This is a genomic window from Chryseobacterium lactis (assembly GCF_003815875.1).
Lineage (GTDB): Bacteria > Bacteroidota > Bacteroidia > Flavobacteriales > Weeksellaceae > Chryseobacterium > Chryseobacterium lactis.
Map to the genome: position 1 here is coordinate 3367153 of NZ_CP033924.1, position 19236 is coordinate 3386388.

General features: G+C 35.7%; 20 protein-coding genes. 13 read left to right on the plus strand and 7 right to left on the minus strand.

All coding sequences use genetic code 11. The features are described from left to right. The first annotated feature begins 10 nt into the window (after positions 1-10). A complete protein-coding gene (locus EG342_RS14900; RefSeq protein ID WP_103293390.1) occupies positions 11-1273 on the plus strand; it encodes a PepSY-associated TM helix domain-containing protein in 1263 nt (420 codons plus the stop codon). Beyond that, positions 1257-2309: an alpha/beta hydrolase gene (locus EG342_RS14905; RefSeq protein ID WP_103293389.1), complete on the plus strand. Its 1053-nt coding sequence runs from the start codon at positions 1257-1259 to the stop codon at positions 2307-2309. The genes EG342_RS14900 and EG342_RS14905 overlap by 17 nt, the downstream gene beginning before the upstream one ends. A gap of 253 nt (positions 2310-2562) precedes the next feature. Here the strand turns inward: EG342_RS14905 and EG342_RS14910 are convergent, their stop codons facing one another. Next, positions 2563-3576 (minus strand): hypothetical protein, encoded by a 1014-nt coding sequence (locus EG342_RS14910; protein WP_103293388.1) that lies wholly within the window; start codon positions 3574-3576, stop codon positions 2563-2565. A gap of 31 nt (positions 3577-3607) precedes the next feature. Next, the gene (locus EG342_RS14915) at positions 3608-4462 is read right to left on the minus strand and encodes a hypothetical protein (RefSeq protein ID WP_103293387.1); all 855 of its coding nucleotides are present in this window, start codon (positions 4460-4462) and stop codon (positions 3608-3610) included. A gap of 299 nt (positions 4463-4761) precedes the next feature. Between EG342_RS14915 and EG342_RS14925 the strand changes: the two genes are divergently transcribed. The 7 genes from EG342_RS14925 to EG342_RS14955 all read left to right on the plus strand — a co-directional run bounded on the left by EG342_RS14925 (position 4762) and on the right by EG342_RS14955 (position 9301). Continuing rightward, the gene (locus tag EG342_RS14925; RefSeq protein WP_103293386.1) at positions 4762-5274 is read left to right on the plus strand and encodes a methylated-DNA--[protein]-cysteine S-methyltransferase; all 513 of its coding nucleotides are present in this window, start codon (positions 4762-4764) and stop codon (positions 5272-5274) included. A gap of 146 nt (positions 5275-5420) precedes the next feature. After that, positions 5421-6185 carry an isocitrate lyase/PEP mutase family protein gene (locus tag EG342_RS14930; RefSeq protein WP_103293385.1) on the plus strand — a complete coding sequence of 255 codons (765 nt, stop codon included), beginning with the start codon at positions 5421-5423 and terminating at the stop codon, positions 6183-6185. Positions 6186-6187: 2 nt separating this feature from the next. After that, on the plus strand, positions 6188-7231 hold the full coding sequence (locus EG342_RS25700; RefSeq protein WP_103293384.1) for a bifunctional transcriptional activator/DNA repair enzyme AdaA: 1044 nt from the start codon (positions 6188-6190) through the stop codon (positions 7229-7231). Positions 7232-7260: 29 nt separating this feature from the next. Further along, positions 7261-7863: a DUF2911 domain-containing protein gene (locus EG342_RS14940; protein ID WP_103293383.1), complete on the plus strand. Its 603-nt coding sequence runs from the start codon at positions 7261-7263 to the stop codon at positions 7861-7863. A 3-nt stretch (positions 7864-7866) separates the two neighbouring features. Next, complete coding sequence (locus tag EG342_RS14945) at positions 7867-8394, plus strand: GNAT family N-acetyltransferase (protein WP_103293382.1); 528 nt, start codon at positions 7867-7869, stop codon at positions 8392-8394. Continuing rightward, positions 8391-8762: a cupin domain-containing protein gene (locus EG342_RS14950; protein ID WP_103293381.1), complete on the plus strand. Its 372-nt coding sequence runs from the start codon at positions 8391-8393 to the stop codon at positions 8760-8762. Before EG342_RS14945 ends, EG342_RS14950 begins: the two co-directional genes overlap by 4 nt. A 158-nt stretch (positions 8763-8920) precedes the next feature. Next, positions 8921-9301, plus strand: coding sequence for a PEGA domain-containing protein (locus EG342_RS14955; RefSeq protein ID WP_123868106.1), 381 nt, complete (start codon positions 8921-8923; stop codon positions 9299-9301). Positions 9302-9361: 60 nt separating this feature from the next. Here EG342_RS14955 and EG342_RS14960 read toward each other — a convergent pair whose 3' ends face one another. From EG342_RS14960 to EG342_RS14975, 4 genes are all read right to left on the minus strand, one after another. Further along, positions 9362-10702, minus strand: coding sequence for an alpha-L-fucosidase (locus tag EG342_RS14960; protein WP_103293379.1), 1341 nt, complete (start codon positions 10700-10702; stop codon positions 9362-9364). A 132-nt stretch (positions 10703-10834) separates the two neighbouring features. Continuing rightward, a complete protein-coding gene (locus EG342_RS14965) occupies positions 10835-11578 on the minus strand; it encodes a dienelactone hydrolase family protein (RefSeq protein WP_103293378.1) in 744 nt (247 codons plus the stop codon). 145 nt (positions 11579-11723) lie between these two features. After that, positions 11724-12335: an HAD family hydrolase gene (locus tag EG342_RS14970; protein ID WP_103293377.1), complete on the minus strand. Its 612-nt coding sequence runs from the start codon at positions 12333-12335 to the stop codon at positions 11724-11726. A 129-nt stretch (positions 12336-12464) separates the two neighbouring features. After that, entirely contained in the window at positions 12465-12896 is a 432-nt protein-coding gene (locus EG342_RS14975; RefSeq protein WP_103293376.1) for a type I restriction enzyme HsdR N-terminal domain-containing protein, read from the minus strand. 7 nt (positions 12897-12903) lie between these two features. Between EG342_RS14975 and holA the strand changes: the two genes are divergently transcribed. From holA to EG342_RS14995, 4 genes are all read left to right on the plus strand, one after another. Continuing rightward, the gene (holA, locus tag EG342_RS14980; RefSeq protein ID WP_103293375.1) at positions 12904-13941 is read left to right on the plus strand and encodes a DNA polymerase III subunit delta; all 1038 of its coding nucleotides are present in this window, start codon (positions 12904-12906) and stop codon (positions 13939-13941) included. A gap of 184 nt (positions 13942-14125) precedes the next feature. After that, a complete protein-coding gene (gene trxB / locus EG342_RS14985; protein WP_103293374.1) occupies positions 14126-15067 on the plus strand; it encodes a thioredoxin-disulfide reductase in 942 nt (313 codons plus the stop codon). A gap of 965 nt (positions 15068-16032) precedes the next feature. After that, on the plus strand, positions 16033-16410 hold the full coding sequence (locus tag EG342_RS14990; protein ID WP_103293373.1) for a VOC family protein: 378 nt from the start codon (positions 16033-16035) through the stop codon (positions 16408-16410). Positions 16411-16578: 168 nt separating this feature from the next. After that, a complete protein-coding gene (locus tag EG342_RS14995; RefSeq protein WP_103293372.1) occupies positions 16579-18255 on the plus strand; it encodes an alpha/beta hydrolase in 1677 nt (558 codons plus the stop codon). A 78-nt stretch (positions 18256-18333) separates the two neighbouring features. Here EG342_RS14995 and EG342_RS15000 read toward each other — a convergent pair whose 3' ends face one another. Then, positions 18334-19188: an aspartyl protease family protein gene (locus EG342_RS15000; protein ID WP_103293371.1), complete on the minus strand. Its 855-nt coding sequence runs from the start codon at positions 19186-19188 to the stop codon at positions 18334-18336. Positions 19189-19236: the final 48 nt, after the last annotated feature.

The following is a 19236-nucleotide window of genomic DNA, read 5'->3' on the forward strand; positions in this document are numbered from 1 at the left end:
ATCATTAGATATGGAAAATAAAAAAACTAACCCCAAGAAAAAACAAGGCAAATCTCTCACAAAGAGGATTACAGGCTGGCTGCATCTATGGCTGGGACTCGTTTCCGGAATTATTGTACTAACCGTTACTTTATCAGGAACCGTATTTGTCTTTTGTGACGAAATCATCGATTGGTGCGGCGGAAGTGCCAAATATATTGAGGTTCCGGCCAATACGAAAAAAATGAGCCCAGAAGAATTATTGGTTCAATTCCAGCAACAGGTTCCGGACAGAAGAGCCTTTTATTTTGATACCTATAAAGACGCTGACAGAAGTTTCAGAGTAGCTTCTGCCACCAAACCACCTGAAGATAAAAATGCTGCGAAACCTAAAGGTAAGGGTCGTGGCCCGAGAGGCGTTTTTGCCTATCATTATCTTAATCCATATACCGGAAAAGTAGTAGGTTCTACAAAAAGCTACGAGTTTTTCTATGTGGTAGCTCATATCCATGCCCAGTTATTAGCTGGTAAATTTGGAAAAACGGTGGTTGGAATAGCTTCCATCATCTTTTTTATTCAACTGATCGGCGGTCTGATCCTCTGGTGGCCAAAAAAATGGAATAAAACCACCCGAACAACTGCATTTAAAATAAAATCAGGAACAAAATGGAGAAGGAAAAATTACGATTTCCACAATGTCTTTGGTTTTTACTCACTATTACCGGCGGTATTTATTACAATTACCGGATTGATTATGGCCTATAAAGTTCTTACAGATCTCACGCAGGAAGCTTTTGGAGGCATAGCAGATCCTCATAAAATTACGGAAAAGTATGAACCCAAATTTGATCCTGAGAAAAAAGCTTTACCATTTATCGATTTCATAGACAGAAATTTTAAAGAAGTTCCTGAAGCAAAACAGATTAGGATGAGTGTTCCCAGAAATGATTCATCTACAGTTTATAATGTTGTTGCCGCTAAATTTATTGGGTTAAAAAGCATTACAAAAGGAAAAAGCAGGGAGGTTAATAAGTATTCGGGAGATGAAATTAATTACCCTAAAGAAGTACAGATGCACGAAGTCATTGAACACATGAATTTCGATCTCCACGTTGGCTACTGGGGCGGAATGTTTGGGAAAATATTCACATTCGTTATCGGAATTATCTGTACCAGCCTCCCGGTTACCGGCTTCCTGATCTGGTGGGGAAGAAGAAATAAATCACCAAAAAAGAAAAAAGAAATTAAAAATATTCATCAACAAAGAAAAGAACATCATGAACAACTGGTTTAAATTTTTATATCTGTCCGTATTTCTATTTTTTACATCCGGAAGAGCTCAGGAGACATTGACAATAGGAGAGAAGCAGACATTATTTTCAAAAATTTTAAATGAAAAAAGGGAGATCTGGATTCACCTTCCAAAAACATATAATGATACAACAATTACTCCTGCAAAGTATCCGGTAATTTATCTCCTGGACGGAGAAATTAATTTTGAATATTTTACAGGAATGACCGATTTTATCGCCCGAACTCCTTATGCTGATATTCCGGAGTGTATTGTAGTAGGAATAAAAAATACCGAGAGAACAAGAGACCTTACTCCAACAAAATCCCAGAAGAAAAGTCCGGTAAATCCTGATGTAACCCTTTTTGCTGACAGTGGCGGAAGTGAAAACTTTGTTAAATTTCTTCAGGATGAATTAAAACCAATGATCAGTAAAAATTACAGAACTCAGGAATATTCTATTTTGGTAGGGCATTCATTCGGAGGCTTATTTGCCATTAATACTTTCCTCACTCATCCTGAGTATTTCAAAGCTTATGTTGCGAATGACCCCAGTTTATGGTGGGATAATAAAGTAACTATTTCCAGAACAAAAGATTATGTAGAGAAAAATAAAAAATTTCCGGCCGGTAAATCATTGTATGTTTCTCAGGCAGATAATGAAGAACAGCAGAAAAACTGGAATTCTGATATGACACAGGCTATTGAGGAATTTAAAGAGATTATAGAAAAAAACGGATCACTGAACTATAAACACAGCTTTTTTAAAGGAGAAACCCACGGAACCGTTTCATATCCTGGGAATTATGAAGCGTTAAAATTTATATTTAAAGGGTTTAGAACAGATATAAAGCAGTTGGCCAAAAATCCGAAGCAGCTTGAAGCAGATTATAAGAATTTGTCTGAAAAACTAGGCGCAGAATTTGCCCCTTCAGAAGCTTATTTGAATGTAGTACTTACATTTATGAAAACGAATGATTTTAAAGAATCGGAAGCCTATTTTATGAATATGAAGAACAGATACTATCCTAAAAAATAAAAATATACAAGTAATAAAAGCAAATTTGCCCTTCGCAGATTTGCTTTTTTTTCACATGAAAATAATAAAGAGGCTGTCTCAAAAGTGTCATTCTGAATGAAATGAAATGTAGTGAAGAATCTTAAATAACAGATAAGCAATAAGATTCTTCGTTCGTCAGAAATCGAAGATTCGGAGTAGTCAATGACAAAAGCTAAATTATTTGACTTTTGAGACAGCCTCTTGTATTGATAATAAATTAATTCTGCAAATCTTAATGTCTGTTATCACAATTAATTACAATTGGTTTCTCTTTCTTATCCAGAAACGTGATGGATGAACAACCAAAATAATGAGCAATGAAACCGAAACTTACCGGTGGTTTTCCTTTGAAAAGAGAACCTGTCCACTGAGTTGGATTAGCTCCATCTGTATCTATTCCGTTAAGCGGTGATAATTCAGCATCCATTCCTGCTGTTGTGATTGTTTTTTCAAATATTTTTTCATTCTGATCATTGATGACAACCAGTTTGCGTTCTATTACAACTTCATCTTCCAGATAATCCTGCAAATAATATTTCAGGTTTTCATATTGAGCCTGAAAAGTATTCCCAGGTTTCAGCTTTGAATCTGTAAAGTACTTTTTTGAGATATCGCTGCCCGTTTTTTTCCATGCGATGGCTTGCATTTTTCCTTCAATGAACGGGTTCTTATTTCCAAAATAAGCAATTGCATTATAATATTTTTCAGAAACATCATTGTTCTGTTGAGCTGCTACCTGAAATCCCACCATATAAGAGCTTGGATCCACTTCCTCGCTGTCCAGAGAATAGCCGTCTAAATAGGCAACTGCCTTAAGCTTATGCAATGGCATTTTCTGAAGCTTGTTGAATTGATAGTTATAAAGGTAAAGTGAATCGTTCTCCGTAAGATGAAGACCATCCAGCATTTTTTTCCTGTGTTTGGGATCAAGTTCCAGATACTGTAGCTGATCAGAAGGAATACTCTTTTGTTTTTTAAAGATATCTTCCTGTATAGGGTTGGGATCTTTATAAATATCCGACACTGAGATAAACACATCCGCCCGGGCATCTTTCTGTGCAGAAGAGATAACAGCGATACTGTAAATATTGAAATTGCTATAGTCTATTTTATCTTCAACCTTTGCCGTTCTGACAGAGTCTGCCGGGAGTTTTGCAGGGCTTTCAACGGTCTTTTTTTCTTCTTTCCGACAACTGATAATAGCCAGTGGAAATAATAAAAGCGCAACAGCTGTTTTGATCTTCATAAGCTTTCTTATTGTTAAATGTTGATATTGTTTAATTGATTTTATAATACGGTTCCGAATAGTATTTACTTGGTTTGATATACGCTGTCTTTCGGTCTGCATCAAAAACCCAGATAAATCTGCGAAGCATGTCTGCACCTAAATAACTGACATTTTGAGTCTTAATTTCTCCAGCGAAAAAGGCAATAGAAATATTTTTGAAAACCATATCACCGAGTTTGAAAAACGGAAGAACGGCCTGTTTGGTTACCAGACTTCGCCCTTTAGAATCTTTCAGTGTTTTTTCTCCGGTGATCTTTAGTTTTTTATTCAGATCTTTTTCTTCGGCAAATGGATTACTGTACAAAATACCTCCTGAATACCCGGATTGAAGAACAAAATGACCTTCTTCTTGCCGATGTCCGTCAATAACATTGTCACCAACAACATAAAAAGCATCCTGATCATAAATGGTCTGGATAGGTTGAAAACCTTTCAGATCCGGCATTTTGTCAAAAATAACGAATTGGTTGTTGTCGTAATCTATTGTAAAAGCTTTTCCTTCAAAAAGACCTGTACCGATTTTTCCGTCTGCTTCAGGACCTGTCAGCTGATTGTCGGTAAAGAGAATATCTTTAAAACTTAGTTTTCCGATGTCGACCGTATTATTTTCACTGATTTCCTCTTTATTGAAAATGATGTGATCCGCTTTTCGTTTGCGTTCAGGAGAAATGGCTCCGTCTTTCATGGCGATCTGAAACATCAGATCCAGCGAATCCTTTTTATTGACTACTGTCTTTACAATAATATTGTTGTACTTTGTTATTCGAAAAGGAATGGTCTGCTGAGCTTTAGTGCTTAAAAATCCGGCAGAAAACAGCAATAAAAGACCTGTTTTTTTTAGCATGAATGGTGATTAGTGTATTAAGCCTTAAAATTACCCATTATCTTTGAACCACCAAATAATATACTGAAATTATATCCCTGAAATCAGTCACAAGATCTCTTTATTCGGAAATCCTTCAAAACCCCTTTTTAAATCAGAAATTCTTGGGAACTATTTTGCCAATATGATGCTTCAAAAGAAAAAGTAAACGGAATGAAGACGCTTAAATCATAGTCCATTGGCATATTGCACAAGCAGAACGAATTTTAAAATCGCTCTAAAACAACCGTCATTTTCAAAAAATGATTAATTTTAAACCAATGGAAATCATACATCAAAAAATGATAAAAACTCCGTTGGGAGATATGGTTGCATGTGCTGTGGACCGCGGAATCTGTTTGCTTGAGTTTACGGACCGTAAGAATATTGAAAAACAGTTCAAAGCTTTATCAAAAACCTTGAATGCTGAAATTGTAGAAAAAGAACATTTTCATTTTAAACAATTGGAGAACGAATTAAAAGAGTATTTTGAGGGCAACAGAAATCATTTTGAGGTACCTTTATATACAACCGGAACCGAATTTCAGGAAAAAGTATGGCAGCTTCTTCGGGAAATTCCGATGGGAGAGATGAGAACCTATAAACAGCAATCTGAATTTTTGGAAAATCCTAAAGCAATACGAGCGGTAGGAACCGCTAACGGGATCAATAAAATTGCCATTTTAATTCCATGTCATCGGGTAATTGGTTCAAACGGTGAATTGGTAGGCTATGCCGGTGGAATATGGAGAAAACAAAAACTATTGGAACTGGAAAAAGCTATTCTCTTTTAATCCAAAAAAGATTTTATATAGCGTTGCTAAGGTTCATACCTTCTCTTAACTTTTAATTATCATTTTTTTTAATTCAAAAAATACTTGTCCATTTTTCGGTTGCACGCACTTCAACAATAGGGATACATTTGAATAAAAAATAATCAATGATCAGTTTTAAAAATCTACACTACAATGACGAGCCTTTGCTGCTGGGCAATGTATGGAATGTGCAGAGTGCGGGTGTCTATGAAAAATCAGGGTATCAGGCGCTGGCAACCTCAAGTTCTGCAGTCGCCCATAGTTTGGGATATGAAGATGGCGAGCAGATGACTTTTGAAGAGTATTTTTATATCATCAAAAGAATTAAGGAATCAACTTCAATTCCTCTGTCTGTTGACCTGGAAGCCGGGTACGGGAATACCACCGAGTTGATTGTATCCAATATTTTTAGACTTTTAGAAATAGGCGTATCGGGGATTAATCTTGAAGATACCTATCTGATTGATGGAGTGAGAAAGCTTCTGGACAGAGAGGTCTTTTTTAAAAAAATAAAGGATATCATTTCACAACTGGGAGAAAGCCGAGATGAGGTTTTTATCAACATAAGAACAGACCCTTTTTTATTAGGAATTGAAAATGCACTGGAAGAAACTTTAGAAAGAATAAAACTGTTTGAAGAACTTAAGGTTGACGGAGTTTTTGTTCCAGGTATGACTTCAGTAGATGATATTAAAACTGTCGTGGATGCCACTTTCCTCCCGGTTAATGTGATGTGTTTGCCGGAGCTTCCGGATTTTAATACGCTTAAAAAATTAGGAGTGAAAAGAATTACTTCAGGAGCCTTTTTAAACAGATATATTTATAAGGAACTGGAGAAAACGATTGGAAATATTTCAGATCAACAAAGTTTCGTATCACTTTTTACTTAATTATGGAACTGACAGAAAAAATAATGTACGAAGCGTCCTATACCAAGGATTCTTCATTTGAAGGAATATTCTGGATGGCTGTGAAAACGACCGGGATATTTTGCAGACCGACCTGTACCGCAAGAAAACCTAAATTTCAAAATGTGGAGTTTTTTTCCAATACAAAAGAGGCAATATTGAAAGGATATCGCCCCTGTAAAGTATGTAAACCGCTGGAAAATCTTAATGCAACTCCTTCGTATATCCGGGAATTGTTGCTGGAATTATCCGAAGATCCATCATTGAAATTAAAAGATTATGATTTGGTTAAAAGAGGTCTGGAACCCGCTACGGTCCGAAGGTGGTTTGTAAAACACCATGGAATTACATTTCATGCCTTTCAAAGAATGTCGAAACTGAATACCGCATTTAAGAAACTTCAACAAGGTGAATCTGTAACAGAAGTGGCTTTTGATATGGGGTATGAAAGCCTGAGCGGGTTCAATGAAAGCTTTAAAAATATTTTCGGAGTCTCTCCAAAAAATAATAAAATGGAAAAAATCGTCGATCTGAAAAGGATAGAAACGGTATTGGGAACCATGATAGCCTGTGCTGATGAGAATGGAATCTGCCTGCTGGAATTTTCAGACAGAAAAGCTCTGCCTACAGAACTAAAAGCAATTTCAAAACATTATAATGCCAATATTGTACAAGGTGAAAATCCTCATTTTATCACGCTGGAAAAAGAACTTTCCGAATATTTTGAAGGAAAAAGAACAGGGTTTACTGTTCCTCTTTCTCTTGTAGGAACTGCTTTTCAGAAGCAGGTATGGGACATTTTAAAAGAAATTCCTTACGGATCTACCAGAAGCTATCAGGAACAGGCTGACATCCTGGGAAATCCTAAATCTGTACGTGCTGTAGCCAATGCCAACGGGTTAAATAAAATATCCATTATCATACCCTGTCATCGGGTAATTGGAAGCAACGGGCAGCTAACAGGCTATGGTGGCGGAATCTGGAGAAAGCAAAAATTATTGGAACTAGAGAAAGCTATTTTATTTTGATTTTTGTAATTTTAAAGAAAAATTTACACGTGAAAAAGTTATTAGCAGCAGTTTGCATTTCAGTTTCAGTATTCACTTTTGCACAGGATTATTCAGTACCTGCGGCAAGCCCTCGCCAGAAGGTAGAACAACAATTTTCTATGTCTAAAATCTCTGTCGACTACGGAAGACCGGGAGTAAAAGGGCGTAAAATTTTCGGAGATCTTGTTCCTTACGGTCAGGTTTGGAGAGCAGGAGCTAACTCTTCTACAAAAATTACGTTTGGACAATCGGTTAATTTCGGTGGGAAAGTTGTTCCTGCAGGAACATATGGCCTATTTATTATTCCTACAGAAAAAGAATGGAAAGTAATATTAAACAAAGACTTCCAGCAGTGGGGTTCTTTCACTTATGATCCAAAACAGGATGTAGTAGACGTGACAGTACCGGTTAATAAATTAGCTGACAAACAGGAGTGGTTCGAAATTACATTGAACCCTTCGGACGAAAATTCAGGAAACCTGGTGATTAAATGGGATATGGCTCAAGCAGAAGTTCCATTAAAACCATCGAAATTGGATACCGTAATCAAGATTTCTGATAAATTAAAGGAAATCAAGAAAATAGAATCAGATTCTACTAAAAAAAGCTAAGCAATGAATTTTTCTGTTCAGCCCGTTTTAGAGAATGATAAACTTCAATTAATCCCCTTGCAGCAAGGGGATTTTGAATCTTTATATGAAGTAGCTTCTGATCCGAAAGTATGGGAACAACATCCCAACAAAGATCGTTACAAAAGAGAAGTTTTTGAAAGCTTCTTCCAGGGAGCGATGGAAAGTGGTGGCGCTTTTAAAATAGTTGAAAAAGCTACAGGTGACATCCTGGGAAGCAGCCGTTACTATAATTTTGATGAAAATGATCATCACATTTTCGTTGGCTATACTTTCTATGGAACCAAATCCTGGGGAAAAGGAATCAATCCGCAAGTCAAGAAACTGATGTTGGATTACATCTTTCAGTTTGTGGATAAGGTTCATTTCCATATTGGGAAAGAGAATTTCCGTTCACAGACTGCTTTAGAAAGACTCGGAGGCAAAAAAATTGCCGAAGAAGAGGTTGCCTATTTTGCAGAGCCAACGAGAACCAATTTTGTGTACGAAATCAAAAAAGAAGATTGGGTATGAGAAAATATAAAATTCAGCAATCTCCGTTTATAGTTCCTACTGCAGATGGGAAACTGATTGAAGAACATTGGGGAAATTCTATAGGAAACTCTAATGTCTCGATTGCTCATATGGTGGCACCTCCGGATTGGAGCGAGCCCCATCAGACTCCAGAATTTGATGAATTTACTTATATCATTTCCGGTAAAAAGCAATTTGAAATTGATGGGGAAATTGTAGTATTGGAAAAGGGACAGAGCATTCTTATTGAAAAAGGAGCCAGAATCCGCTACAGCAATCCATTTTCAGAGCCTTGTGAGTATCTTGCGATTTGCCTGCCTGCCTTTTCCATGGGATTGGTACATAGGGAAGTAGAAGGAGTTGATTAAGAATAAAAATATGATATCACGATAAAAAGTAACCTCAATATTGAGGTTACTTTTTTTGTAAGTACCATTAATCCTACATTTTTCATACAATTAGTGCTTATTGTTTCCAATTATTTTGTAAGTTCGCGGGCTTAAAAAAATTAACTTTAAAAAAATATATGAAAAACAATCTATCAATTGTATTGTTAGTGGGAGCTATGTTTTCTGTAACTTCTTGTGCGACAATATTTACGGGAAGTAAAGATAAGATATCTTTCAACTCGAGTCCTGAAGGAGCTAAAGTCTTTCACAAAGGCATCGAAAAATGTATCACACCTTGTACTGCTGAAATTCCAAGATCGCTAAGCAAGCAAATGGTTACCTTTGAAAAAGAAGGTTTTAATAACAAAGAGGTAAAGTTGACAAAGACTTTTAATCCGGTAACATTATTAAACATCCTTTTCGGTGGAGCAATCGGAGTTGGTATCGATGCTGCAACAGGATCATTAACTAAATATTCTCCTAAAAAATATGAGGTAGAGCTGGAAGCTAAACCATAATCTATAAAAACAAAAACAAATCCGCAAGCCAGCGGATTTGTTTTTTATAAGGTATTATGATCAAGCGACTTCGAGAACAACAACCTGATCAGGATCTTCAGCAGTGACTGTTTGTTGAGGTATTTCCAAAGTTCCGTTTTTCAAAACGGTCTGTACAGGTACTTTATTTTTCAACAGATAAGCTTTTGTTATCTTCTTGTAAGGGAATTTTTCGAGTTGTATGGTCCCTGCATCTTTCTGCAATATATGAACATATACCTTGTTGTCGGATTGAGTGAGAGATCCCCATTTTTGAGGTTTAATATAACCACCTTTGGTTCCGTATACACTTTCCCCGTAGGTTTTTAACCATTTCCCCATCCAATTCAACTGATCAATAAATTCAGGTTGGATCTGTCCATTCGGCATCGGACCAATGTTTAAAAGAAGATTACCTCCGTTTCCGGCAGATGCGACCAGTAATTTAACAATTTGTGCAGGGGTTTTATAAGCAGAGTCCGTTAAATTAAAGCCCCAGCTGTTATTAAGGGTTGCACAGGTTTCCAGAGGAAGATCTGATATTTTCTGAAAGCTTAAACCCGAAGTATTCTCACCCGGAACGTCCTGTTCAAACATTTGAAAGTCTTCACCGGGAAGGGGAGTCATATGATGATTATTACCTACCATACATTGAGGCTGTAGGGTGTGGATGAGATCATACAACTCACGCGTATGCCAGTCTATACGAACATCATTGTCTTTTCTATCTTTGCTTTCCGATGCCATTTGATCCCAATATCCATCAAACCAAATTCCATCAATTGTTCCGTAGTTGGTCAAAAGTTCGGTCAGCTGGTTTTTCATAAACTGAATATAGTCATTCCAGTTACCACGTTCGGTACGGCCTGTACCTTGTCCTGTTCTTCCTGTCCAATAAGAATAATCGGTCCTGCGCCAGTCAAGTAATGAATAATATAGAAACAATTTTATTCCCTGTTTGTGGCATTCGTCGGCGATCATTTTTACAATATCCTTTTTATACGGGGTATTCATAATATTAAACTCAGAATATTTGGTATCCCACATACTGAATCCGTCGTGATGGCGGGTTATTAACGTTATATATTTCATTCCGGAAGCTTTCGCCAGACTTACCCATTCATGGGCATTAAAGTCAATAGGATTGAAAAAGTTCTGCAGCCTGCTGTAGTTTTTTACGGTAATATTTCTTTCGTTCATGACCCATTCACCACTGCCGGGAATACTGAATAGTCCCCAGTGAATAAACATTCCGAACTTTGCATTGGTAAACCATTCACGGGTTTTCAGGTTTTGTGCTCCGGGAGTATAAACGGAGGACTGTGCAAAAGAAAAATGGGAACATAGCAAACCTATAAAAAGAATAAATATAGCTTTTTTCATATCTGGTTTTTATATAACAACGTTGACTTTCACATAATTAGTATGCGAAATATTTTATTCCATTATAATAGGTGCAAAAGCATTCTACCAAGCAGATTGATAGATATTTATACCTGTATATTGATTAAAAGATTACTTCAGAATTTCTTTTAAAAACATCAACGTATGATTCCAGGCTCTTTTGGCCATTACTTCGTTATAATCCGGAGATTTTGGGTCTGTGAATGTATGTTTTGAATGAGCATAGGTAATGATTTGCCAATCGGCGTTTCCTTCATTCATTTCTTTAATGAGGTTATCATAATCCTGTTGTGAAACACTTTTGTCATCAGCCGGATTTTCTACTAAAATTTTTGCCGTTAAGTTCTCAATTTTTCTGGTCTGATCTCTTCCCAGGCTGCCATGGATTGAGACTACTCCTGCAACCGGCAGATGTCCTCTGGCAGACTCCAGAGCTCCGGTGCCTCCAAAACAGTATCCGATAACGGCGGTTTTGTCAGAAATAGCTCCGTTCTTTTTTAACTGTTCCAGTGCCAATGATATTCTTTTCTGATATTCCTGATAGTTTTGCTTATAATATCCTGAGCTTTTAGAGGCTGCATCATTGTCCGCCGGAATTTTTCCTTCTCCGTAAATATCAGCAATAAAAGCAATATAACCTTGTTTCTCAAGCTCAATGGCTGCCGTTTTTGCTTCGTCGTCAATCCCTTTCCAGGCTGGAAGAATTAAAACACCGGGAAGCTTTTTTCCTGCGTTGGAGGTAATCAAACCATTCAGCTTTTGAGAGCCGTCCTGATAGGAAACGGTTTTAAGTTTCTGACTGAAAAGGGTTCCTGAAGCCATAAGAACTGTGGTTAATAAGATGGAACGTATCATATTTTGTTATTTTGATGTGACTTTTTTAGTTGAAAATAGGAGATGGTCTCATTATTATTTTCTCAATGATCATGAAAAAATCCTCAACTAAATTAATGAAAAATAACTTAATTGAGGATTATTAATGTATTTATGGTGCCGTGGTTTAAATTTTTACACCGACACTTGCCAATTCTTTTTCTAAATCTGTATCCGGTAAAACGTGAATAGTTGTAAATCCAAGTGATTTGGCCATCTCAATATTTTTTGGATTGTCATCGATGAAAACAGACTCACCGGCTTGAATGTGATATCTGTTTAATAATACATGCCAGATTTCTGGATCAGGTTTAATGAGTTTCTCAGTTCCGGAAACGACAATTTTTCCGTCAAAAATCTGGAAGAAATCATAGTTTTCAAGAGCATACGGGAAAGTTTCTTCCGACCAGTTGGTCAGTCCGAATAATTGATAATCGGTATTTTTTAATTTTCTCAATACTTCCACATTTTGGGGGATTTCGCTTTTCAGCATGACCGTCCAGTTATCATAAAATGCTCTGATTTCTTTTTCCCATTCCGGAAATTTCTTGATCTGAATAGCCGTTCCTTCTGCAAGACTTCTTCCTTTGTCCTGTTGCTCATTCCATTCAGATTGGGCGATATTTTCCAGGAAGTATTCCATTTTTTCATCATCATTGAAATAGGTTTTGAAAAAATATCTCGGATCCCAATCCATAAGGACGCCTCCGAAGTCGAAAATGATGTTTTTTATGTTCATATGTATGTGTTGTTGAGTTTGTTTTAACCACCCCTTCAAAAATTCTTAGAATTTTTGCCATCCCTACGGAGAAGGGCAATTATCGCGATTTCAATTCAATATTTGTGGAGAAAGTTAATTCCTTTCAATTTATTCCGGTCTGTAAAACTGATATTGCCCATCTTCATAATAGGCATTGATATGTTGCAATCCGTTGGTCAGAATAATTTCCTTAGCTCCGATAATGGAGTTATATCTTGCCGTTTGCTCGAATGTTTTTTCCGTTAATTTGATCTGAGGGGCTTTACATTCAATCAGGATTATGGGCTCTGTTTTTTCGGTCACAAGGAGGTCAACTCTCTTTGTTAATCCATTTAAAACGATCTTTTTTTCGGTGATCAATGCCGATGCAGAATAGGATTTTACCGTTAGATAATAATGAATCCAGTGCTGCCTTACCCATTCCTCAGGAGTGAGCAGAAGATAAGTTTTACGAACCAAATCATAAATAAAAAACTTATCTTTGTCTTTCTTGAATTTAAAATCAAAAGTTTCCTGAAAATTCAGTTTTGGAAGTTCCATTAATAAGATGAAAGAATTAGATTTAATCCTCAAAAATATTAAAAATAAAGAAGTTTTACCTATTTATTTTTTCCACGGAGAAGAAGCCTACTTTATTGATCTCGCTGTAAAAGCCCTTGAACACAACTTTTTGGAGGAGGATGAAAAAGCCTTTAACCAAACCGTTACTTACGGAAAAGATTCTTCTTATCAGGAAGTTCTCTCTCTGGCAAGACAGTTTCCTATGATGGGAGATAAGCAGGTGATCATCGTTAAAGAAGCTCAGGATCTTAAATTTAATGAAGATGAAAACCGAATTCTGGAAGCATATGTTGAAAATCCTGTTCCTTCCACGGTATTGGTTTTTGCCCACAAGCATAAAAAACTGGATAGCCGGAAAAAGGCTGCTAAAGCTTTAGATAAATCAAATGCACTTTTCCTGAGCGAATCTGTAAGGGACAATAATCTTCCAAAATGGATTGCCGACGAATGTGTAAAGCTGAAAATTAAAACAGCTCCCAATATTTCACATCTTTTGGCAGAATATCTTGGGAATGACCTTTCAAGAATTGCCAATGAACTGAATAAACTGAAAATTATCCTTAAAGAAGGAGAAATTCTTGACGGTAATATTGTTGAAAATCACATCGGAATTAGTAAAGAGTACAATGTTTTTGAACTGCAAAAGGCTTTAGGAACAAAAAATGCCAATGCGGCTTTTAAAATTGCTCATTTTATGGGTAAAAATCCGAAGAACAATCCTTTTGTGATGATGCTGGCAAGTCTGTACAATTACTTTTCAAATGTTATTATTTATCAGACAATGGCAGGGCAATCCCCTCAAACTATAGCATCTCAAATGGGCGTGAATCCGTATTTTGTAAAGGATTATGCGGAAAGCGCCAGATTGTATCCTCTGAAGCATGCCACAAGAGTCATTTCTATTTTAAGAGAATTTGATATGAAAGGAAAGGGGCTTGGAGCCGTAAATATGGGAGAGGCCGAGTTGATTAAAGAACTGGTGTATAAGATCATCAACGTTGATAAAATTAAAATGAAGGTCTAGCAGATAGATGCGAGATACAAATTCAATTTATCAATGAACCTCGAATCCCAAAACTCGCAAAATCACCATTGAAATTCAACATATCAGATATTGACAAGTATCATTAAAATAACTTTAAAAAGACATTAAAAATTACGAAATTAGCAGTCTTAATTTAATTAAATCTTTTTTGAACAAATAGATTATGGAGCAAAACATTTTAGATTGTGTGATCGTTGGATCTGGGCCTTCTGGTTTCACAGCTGCTATCTACGCAGCAAGAGCAGACTTGAAACCTGAATTATATACAGGTTTGGAGCCGGGCGGACAATTAACTACAACTACAGAAGTTGACAACTTCCCAGGATATCCGGCAGGAATTACAGGTCCTGAAATGATGATGGATCTGCAAAAACAGGCGGAAAGATTTGATACTAAAGTTCATTACGAAATGATCACTAAAGCTGAGTTTTCTAAAGAGGTTGGCGGTGTTCATAAATTATACGCAGGGAATAAAGAAATTTTAGCAAAATCGGTTATTATTTCTACAGGAGCTACTGCAAAATATCTTGGTCTTGATGACGAAAAAAAGTATGCGGGAGGAGGTGTTTCTGCTTGTGCTACTTGTGACGGATTTTTCTACAGAGGAAAAGATGTTGTGGTAGTAGGAGCAGGAGATACGGCAGCTGAAGAGGCTACTTATCTTGCGAAATTATGTAAGAAAGTAACATTGTTAGTGAGAAAAGATGTTTTCAGAGCTTCAAAAGCAATGATTCACAGAGTAGAAAACACTCCGAATATTGAAGTGAAGTTCCACCATGAATTAATCGGAATTGAAGGTGAAAATAGCTTAGTAGAAAGAGCGGTAATCATCAACAACCAAACTCAGGAGAAATCTACAGTAGAGGTTGAAGGAATTTTCATAGCAATTGGTCACAAACCGAATACAGATATCTTCGCAGGTCAGGTAGATCTTGATGAAAACGGATATATTGTTACTGAAAAAGGTTCTTCAAGAACAAATCTTCCTGGAGTATTTGCAGCAGGAGATGTTCAGGATCATATCTACAGACAGGCGATTACCGCTGCAGGAAGCGGATGTATGGCTGCTATGGATGCTGAAAAATATTTAGCTGAATTACACTAATACAATTTAGTTTATAAAATACGAAGCGTACCTGATAAGGTGCGCTTTTTTTTGTTGGAAATCGCAAGGGCGCAAAGTTTTTATTGTTGTATTGCTTTTAAGGCGCAAAAAAATCAGAGATTTTTAGCAAAGATGAAGGGTTATCAATTTTATCGCAGATAAAATCTTTGCGCCTTATAATAGCTTTTTTTAATTAATTTGCGTCTTTGCGATTATCCAACGGATCATTTGTGTGATTTTTCAGGTACTTTTTGTTGGAAATCACGAAGGCGCAAAGTTTTTAGTGTTGCATTGCTTTTAAGACGCAAAAAAATCAGAGATTTTTAGCAAAAATGAAGGCTTATCAATTTTATCGCAGATAAAAATCCTTGCGCCATATAATAGCTTTTTTTAATTAATTTGCGTCTTTGCGATTATCCAACGGATCATTTGTGTGATTTTTCAAATACTTTTTGTTGGAAATCGCAAGGACGCAAAGTTTTTAGTTTTGCATTGCTTTTAAGACGCAAAAAAATCAAAGATTTTTAGCAAAGATGAAGGCTTATCAATTTTATCGCAGATAAAATCTTTGCGCCTTATAATATTTTTTTTAAAATTAATTTGCGTCTTTGCGATTATCCAACGGATCATTTGTGTGATTTTTCAAATACTTTTTGTTGGAAATCGCAAGGACGCAAAGTTTTTATTGTTGCATTGCTTTTAAAACGCAAAAAAAATCAGAGATTTTTAGCAAAGATGAAAACTTATCAATTTTATCGCAGATAAAAATCCTTACGCCATATAATAGCCTTTTTAATTCTATTTACCCTCTTACTATTATCCAACTATACACATTCTGCAAATAGTAAAGATTCAATTAAATTCATGAAATAAGTAATGAAAACATTGATATATTTGTGGAATTGCAAAATATTCTGAATCTGTATTTGATTTAATATAAAAGCTTAACAAAAAACGAATAAAAAATGAAAAAAGTAACCGCTATCGGAGGGATTTTCTTTAAATGCAAAGATCCGGAACAAGTAAACGACTGGTACAAAACTCATCTTGGCGTAGAAACCAGCCCTTACGGAGCCAAATTCGATTGGATAGATGCTGATACCGATAAAAAAGGATATACACTTTGGAGTCCTTTTAAAGAGTCTACTCAATATTTTGAACCTTCTGCAAAGGACTTTATGATCAATTATCACGTAGAAAATATTGAAGCTTTGGTAGAGGAGTTAAAAAAAGAAGGGGTGACCATGCTTGATGAGATAGCTACTTATGAATACGGGAAATTTGTACACATCATGGATCCCGAAGGAAACAAGATTGAATTGTTTGAACCGGCAGGAGAGTAGAAGTCTGTTGTGTAATATATATAAGCTGTTTTTTAATGAAACAGCTTTCGTTTTTTATTTCTGGAAATATCTGGAAATGACTTTGCCTACGTTAATTTCAATTTAGGATGTCCCACTTTTATAAGGTTTTCTGAATAGATATTTTTATTTTTGCCTTAAATTTAATTGATGAAATATTATATAACGGTGCTTCTTGTTCTGCTTGGTTTCTTTTCAAAGGCACAGGAAAATTACGCTGCATTAACTGGTAAAGCCTTCGGGGTAATGGAAGAGGCTAAAGACGAAACAGGTTACAGAAAAGCACTGGATCTATATGAAGAGGCATTCAGATTGTATCCTAAAAATATTGATGGAGAAGGATTGCATGATGCATCGCTTTTAGCTTTAAAATTAAAAAATAAAGATAAAGCATTTCAATATCTTACCTCACTTTCTTTAATAAAAGGAGATGGAGTCAATTTTCCTGGTTGGAGTTATATTATTGGAAAAAATCCTGAAAAAGAATATAAAGATCTGCTTTCAGATCCGAGATGGAATACGTTAAAGCAGAAATCTGCAGGGGACAAAAAGCAATTCTATAATGAGTTACAAACAAAGGAAAATGAATTTTATAGTACCAATAAAAGTTCACTGAATAATATCGGAAGTCCTGAAGCTTTATATAAAGAGATCAGAAATTTCAATCCTTACCGGCCAAAGAAAGATCGTGATTATTCAGTTTCATTCAAAATAAGTGATTCGGTTACAACTTCATTTTTTATCCATTTACCTCAAAATTATAATCCTGAGAAAAAATATTCTTTACTCTTTTTTCTTCACGGTGCGGTAAGAAATAATGAATTAATAGATTACCAGATGGCTGAATGGAATTTAGGAGGCTGGAACAGATATTATACAAAATATGCAGATCAGAATGATGTGATTTTGGTTTTTCCAAGGGCTAGTAAGCAATATAACTGGATGTTGTCTGATGATGGTTTTTCTATGATTCCGGAAATGCTTAAACAGATCAAAAAGACAATTAATATTGACGATAATAATGTTTTTATTTCAGGACATTCCAATGGAGGAACAGGTTCTTTTTCTTATCTGATGAAGCAATCGACGCCATTTGCAGGGTTTTATGGATTTAATACATATCCAAAAGTATTTACAGGAGGAACTTTTGTAGAGAATATTAAAAACCGCTCGTTTATCAATTTTTCAACAGATAAGGATTATTATTATCCGCCCAATGCGAATGATGATTTTACAAAACTGATGAAAGGAATATCTGCTGATTACAAAGAATATCGTTACAATGGATTTCCACATTGGTTTCCACAGTTTGGTGAATCGGAGCCTGCCTATCAGATCATTTTTAAAGATTTGAGAGACAGAAAAAGAAATCCGTTTCCGAAAAAGATTTCATGGGAATTCGATGACGACAGATATGGAAATGTTGATTGGATTTCCAATATAAAATTAGATACTTTAAGTAAGAATATCAACGAACGTAAAGAACTGAACTTTAAGATCAATAAGTGGTTGGTTTATGATGAAAATGATAGCTTAATGGTGAAGGACGTTGATAAAAATGCATTTGATTTTCCAAGGAAGTCAGGTAAAATAAAAGCTGAATATGATCGTAATGTTTTCCATATTGAGACATCCGACATTAAGTCCTTTTCAATCAATATCTCCCCTGAAGCCGTTGATCTGAAAGAAAAAGTAAAAGTATATGTTAATGGAAAACTTTATTTCGACAAAAAAATAAAATATGACCAGGATTTTTTACTTAAAAATTTTTACAATACTCAGGACCGGGAGCAGGTCTGGGTCAATTATATTGAGGTGAAAATATAAGAACTTACTGATTTCCGGTAAAAATAAGACCTGTCTGTTTAGAGACAGGTCTTATTTTTATGTATAAATTGAAAATAATTAATCCAAAATATAGATTTTCTTTTCTTTAAGATTAAATCCAAGTTTTTTACCCAACCAGTTGATGCTTGTTTTACCTTCATAAATAAGTCCTTCTACAAAAGATACTTTGGGCTTTTCAACGGTTACAAAAGGAGTTGAAACAGAAGGGATATTCCCTACATAAAATTTAGTAATCAGGTCAGGATTAAATTCGCTCTTTTGCTCACGCAGCTGTAAATTTTCTTTTTTCAATCCCAGAGTACTGATAAGTCGATCACTGAACCAGAATGAATCATTACCTGATCCGGAATCCAAAAGAACATTAACTTTATAGGTATTATTCAAAAGAATATAAGTTGAAATATCAAGGGATTGATCAGCATTGGTTGATAGCTGAATATCCATTACCTTATTGCTTTTCAGTTTTTCTTTTGGAAATATAAGTTCTTTAGTGGTATAATCGATGATGAATTCCGTATCATAAAGCATGGCCAAAGAAATAAGACCGTCAATTCCCTTAATCTCCGTGTCATAAGTTGCATACCAGGTATCTTTAAACTTTTTGCCATTAAGCGTAATCTCTTTAGATTTGAATAAAGGAACCGTCATTTTTTCACCGGTAGCGCGAAAAGCAGTAAGGTAGTTATACGTTTCTTTCTGACCCAGGCTTTTGTAAAAGTTGCCCAACAACAGATTGATGCCGGCTCCCGTATCAAAAATGAAATTTCCTTTTTTTCCTTCTATCTCGGCTTCCACCAGCATATGTCCTGAAGCCAGTATTTGTAAGGGTGTTTTTTGGGCTAAAGCCACTGAAGAATATAAAAATACAGATGCAGTAAGAACCGATCTTTTAATAAATGATTGAGTAAACATGTGAAAAATAGGTATTGGTTTTAGTTATGTTCATGGTTGGATGAACGC

What these genes read in the sequence shown, in the direction of transcription:
- EG342_RS14900 (WP_103293390.1), top strand. Translation starts at nt 11, where the DNA reads ATGGAAAATAAAAAAACTAACCCCAAGAAAAAACAAGGCAAATCTCTC.
- EG342_RS14905 (WP_103293389.1), top strand. Translation starts at nt 1,257, where the DNA reads ATGAACAACTGGTTTAAATTTTTATATCTGTCCGTATTTCTATTTTTT.
- EG342_RS14910 (WP_103293388.1), bottom strand. Translation starts at nt 3,576, where the DNA reads ATGAAGATCAAAACAGCTGTTGCGCTTTTATTATTTCCACTGGCTATT.
- EG342_RS14915 (WP_103293387.1), bottom strand. Translation starts at nt 4,462, where the DNA reads ATGCTAAAAAAAACAGGTCTTTTATTGCTGTTTTCTGCCGGATTTTTA.
- EG342_RS14925 (WP_103293386.1), top strand. Translation starts at nt 4,762, where the DNA reads ATGGAAATCATACATCAAAAAATGATAAAAACTCCGTTGGGAGATATG.
- EG342_RS14930 (WP_103293385.1), top strand. Translation starts at nt 5,421, where the DNA reads ATGATCAGTTTTAAAAATCTACACTACAATGACGAGCCTTTGCTGCTG.
- EG342_RS25700 (WP_103293384.1), top strand. Translation starts at nt 6,188, where the DNA reads ATGGAACTGACAGAAAAAATAATGTACGAAGCGTCCTATACCAAGGAT.
- EG342_RS14945 (WP_103293382.1), top strand. Translation starts at nt 7,867, where the DNA reads ATGAATTTTTCTGTTCAGCCCGTTTTAGAGAATGATAAACTTCAATTA.
- EG342_RS14950 (WP_103293381.1), top strand. Translation starts at nt 8,391, where the DNA reads ATGAGAAAATATAAAATTCAGCAATCTCCGTTTATAGTTCCTACTGCA.
- EG342_RS14955 (WP_123868106.1), top strand. Translation starts at nt 8,921, where the DNA reads ATGAAAAACAATCTATCAATTGTATTGTTAGTGGGAGCTATGTTTTCT.
- EG342_RS14960 (WP_103293379.1), bottom strand. Translation starts at nt 10,702, where the DNA reads ATGAAAAAAGCTATATTTATTCTTTTTATAGGTTTGCTATGTTCCCAT.
- EG342_RS14965 (WP_103293378.1), bottom strand. Translation starts at nt 11,578, where the DNA reads ATGATACGTTCCATCTTATTAACCACAGTTCTTATGGCTTCAGGAACC.
- EG342_RS14970 (WP_103293377.1), bottom strand. Translation starts at nt 12,335, where the DNA reads ATGAACATAAAAAACATCATTTTCGACTTCGGAGGCGTCCTTATGGAT.
- EG342_RS14975 (WP_103293376.1), bottom strand. Translation starts at nt 12,896, where the DNA reads ATGGAACTTCCAAAACTGAATTTTCAGGAAACTTTTGATTTTAAATTC.
- holA (WP_103293375.1), top strand. Translation starts at nt 12,904, where the DNA reads ATGAAAGAATTAGATTTAATCCTCAAAAATATTAAAAATAAAGAAGTT.
- trxB (WP_103293374.1), top strand. Translation starts at nt 14,126, where the DNA reads ATGGAGCAAAACATTTTAGATTGTGTGATCGTTGGATCTGGGCCTTCT.
- EG342_RS14990 (WP_103293373.1), top strand. Translation starts at nt 16,033, where the DNA reads ATGAAAAAAGTAACCGCTATCGGAGGGATTTTCTTTAAATGCAAAGAT.
- EG342_RS14995 (WP_103293372.1), top strand. Translation starts at nt 16,579, where the DNA reads ATGAAATATTATATAACGGTGCTTCTTGTTCTGCTTGGTTTCTTTTCA.
- EG342_RS15000 (WP_103293371.1), bottom strand. Translation starts at nt 19,188, where the DNA reads ATGTTTACTCAATCATTTATTAAAAGATCGGTTCTTACTGCATCTGTA.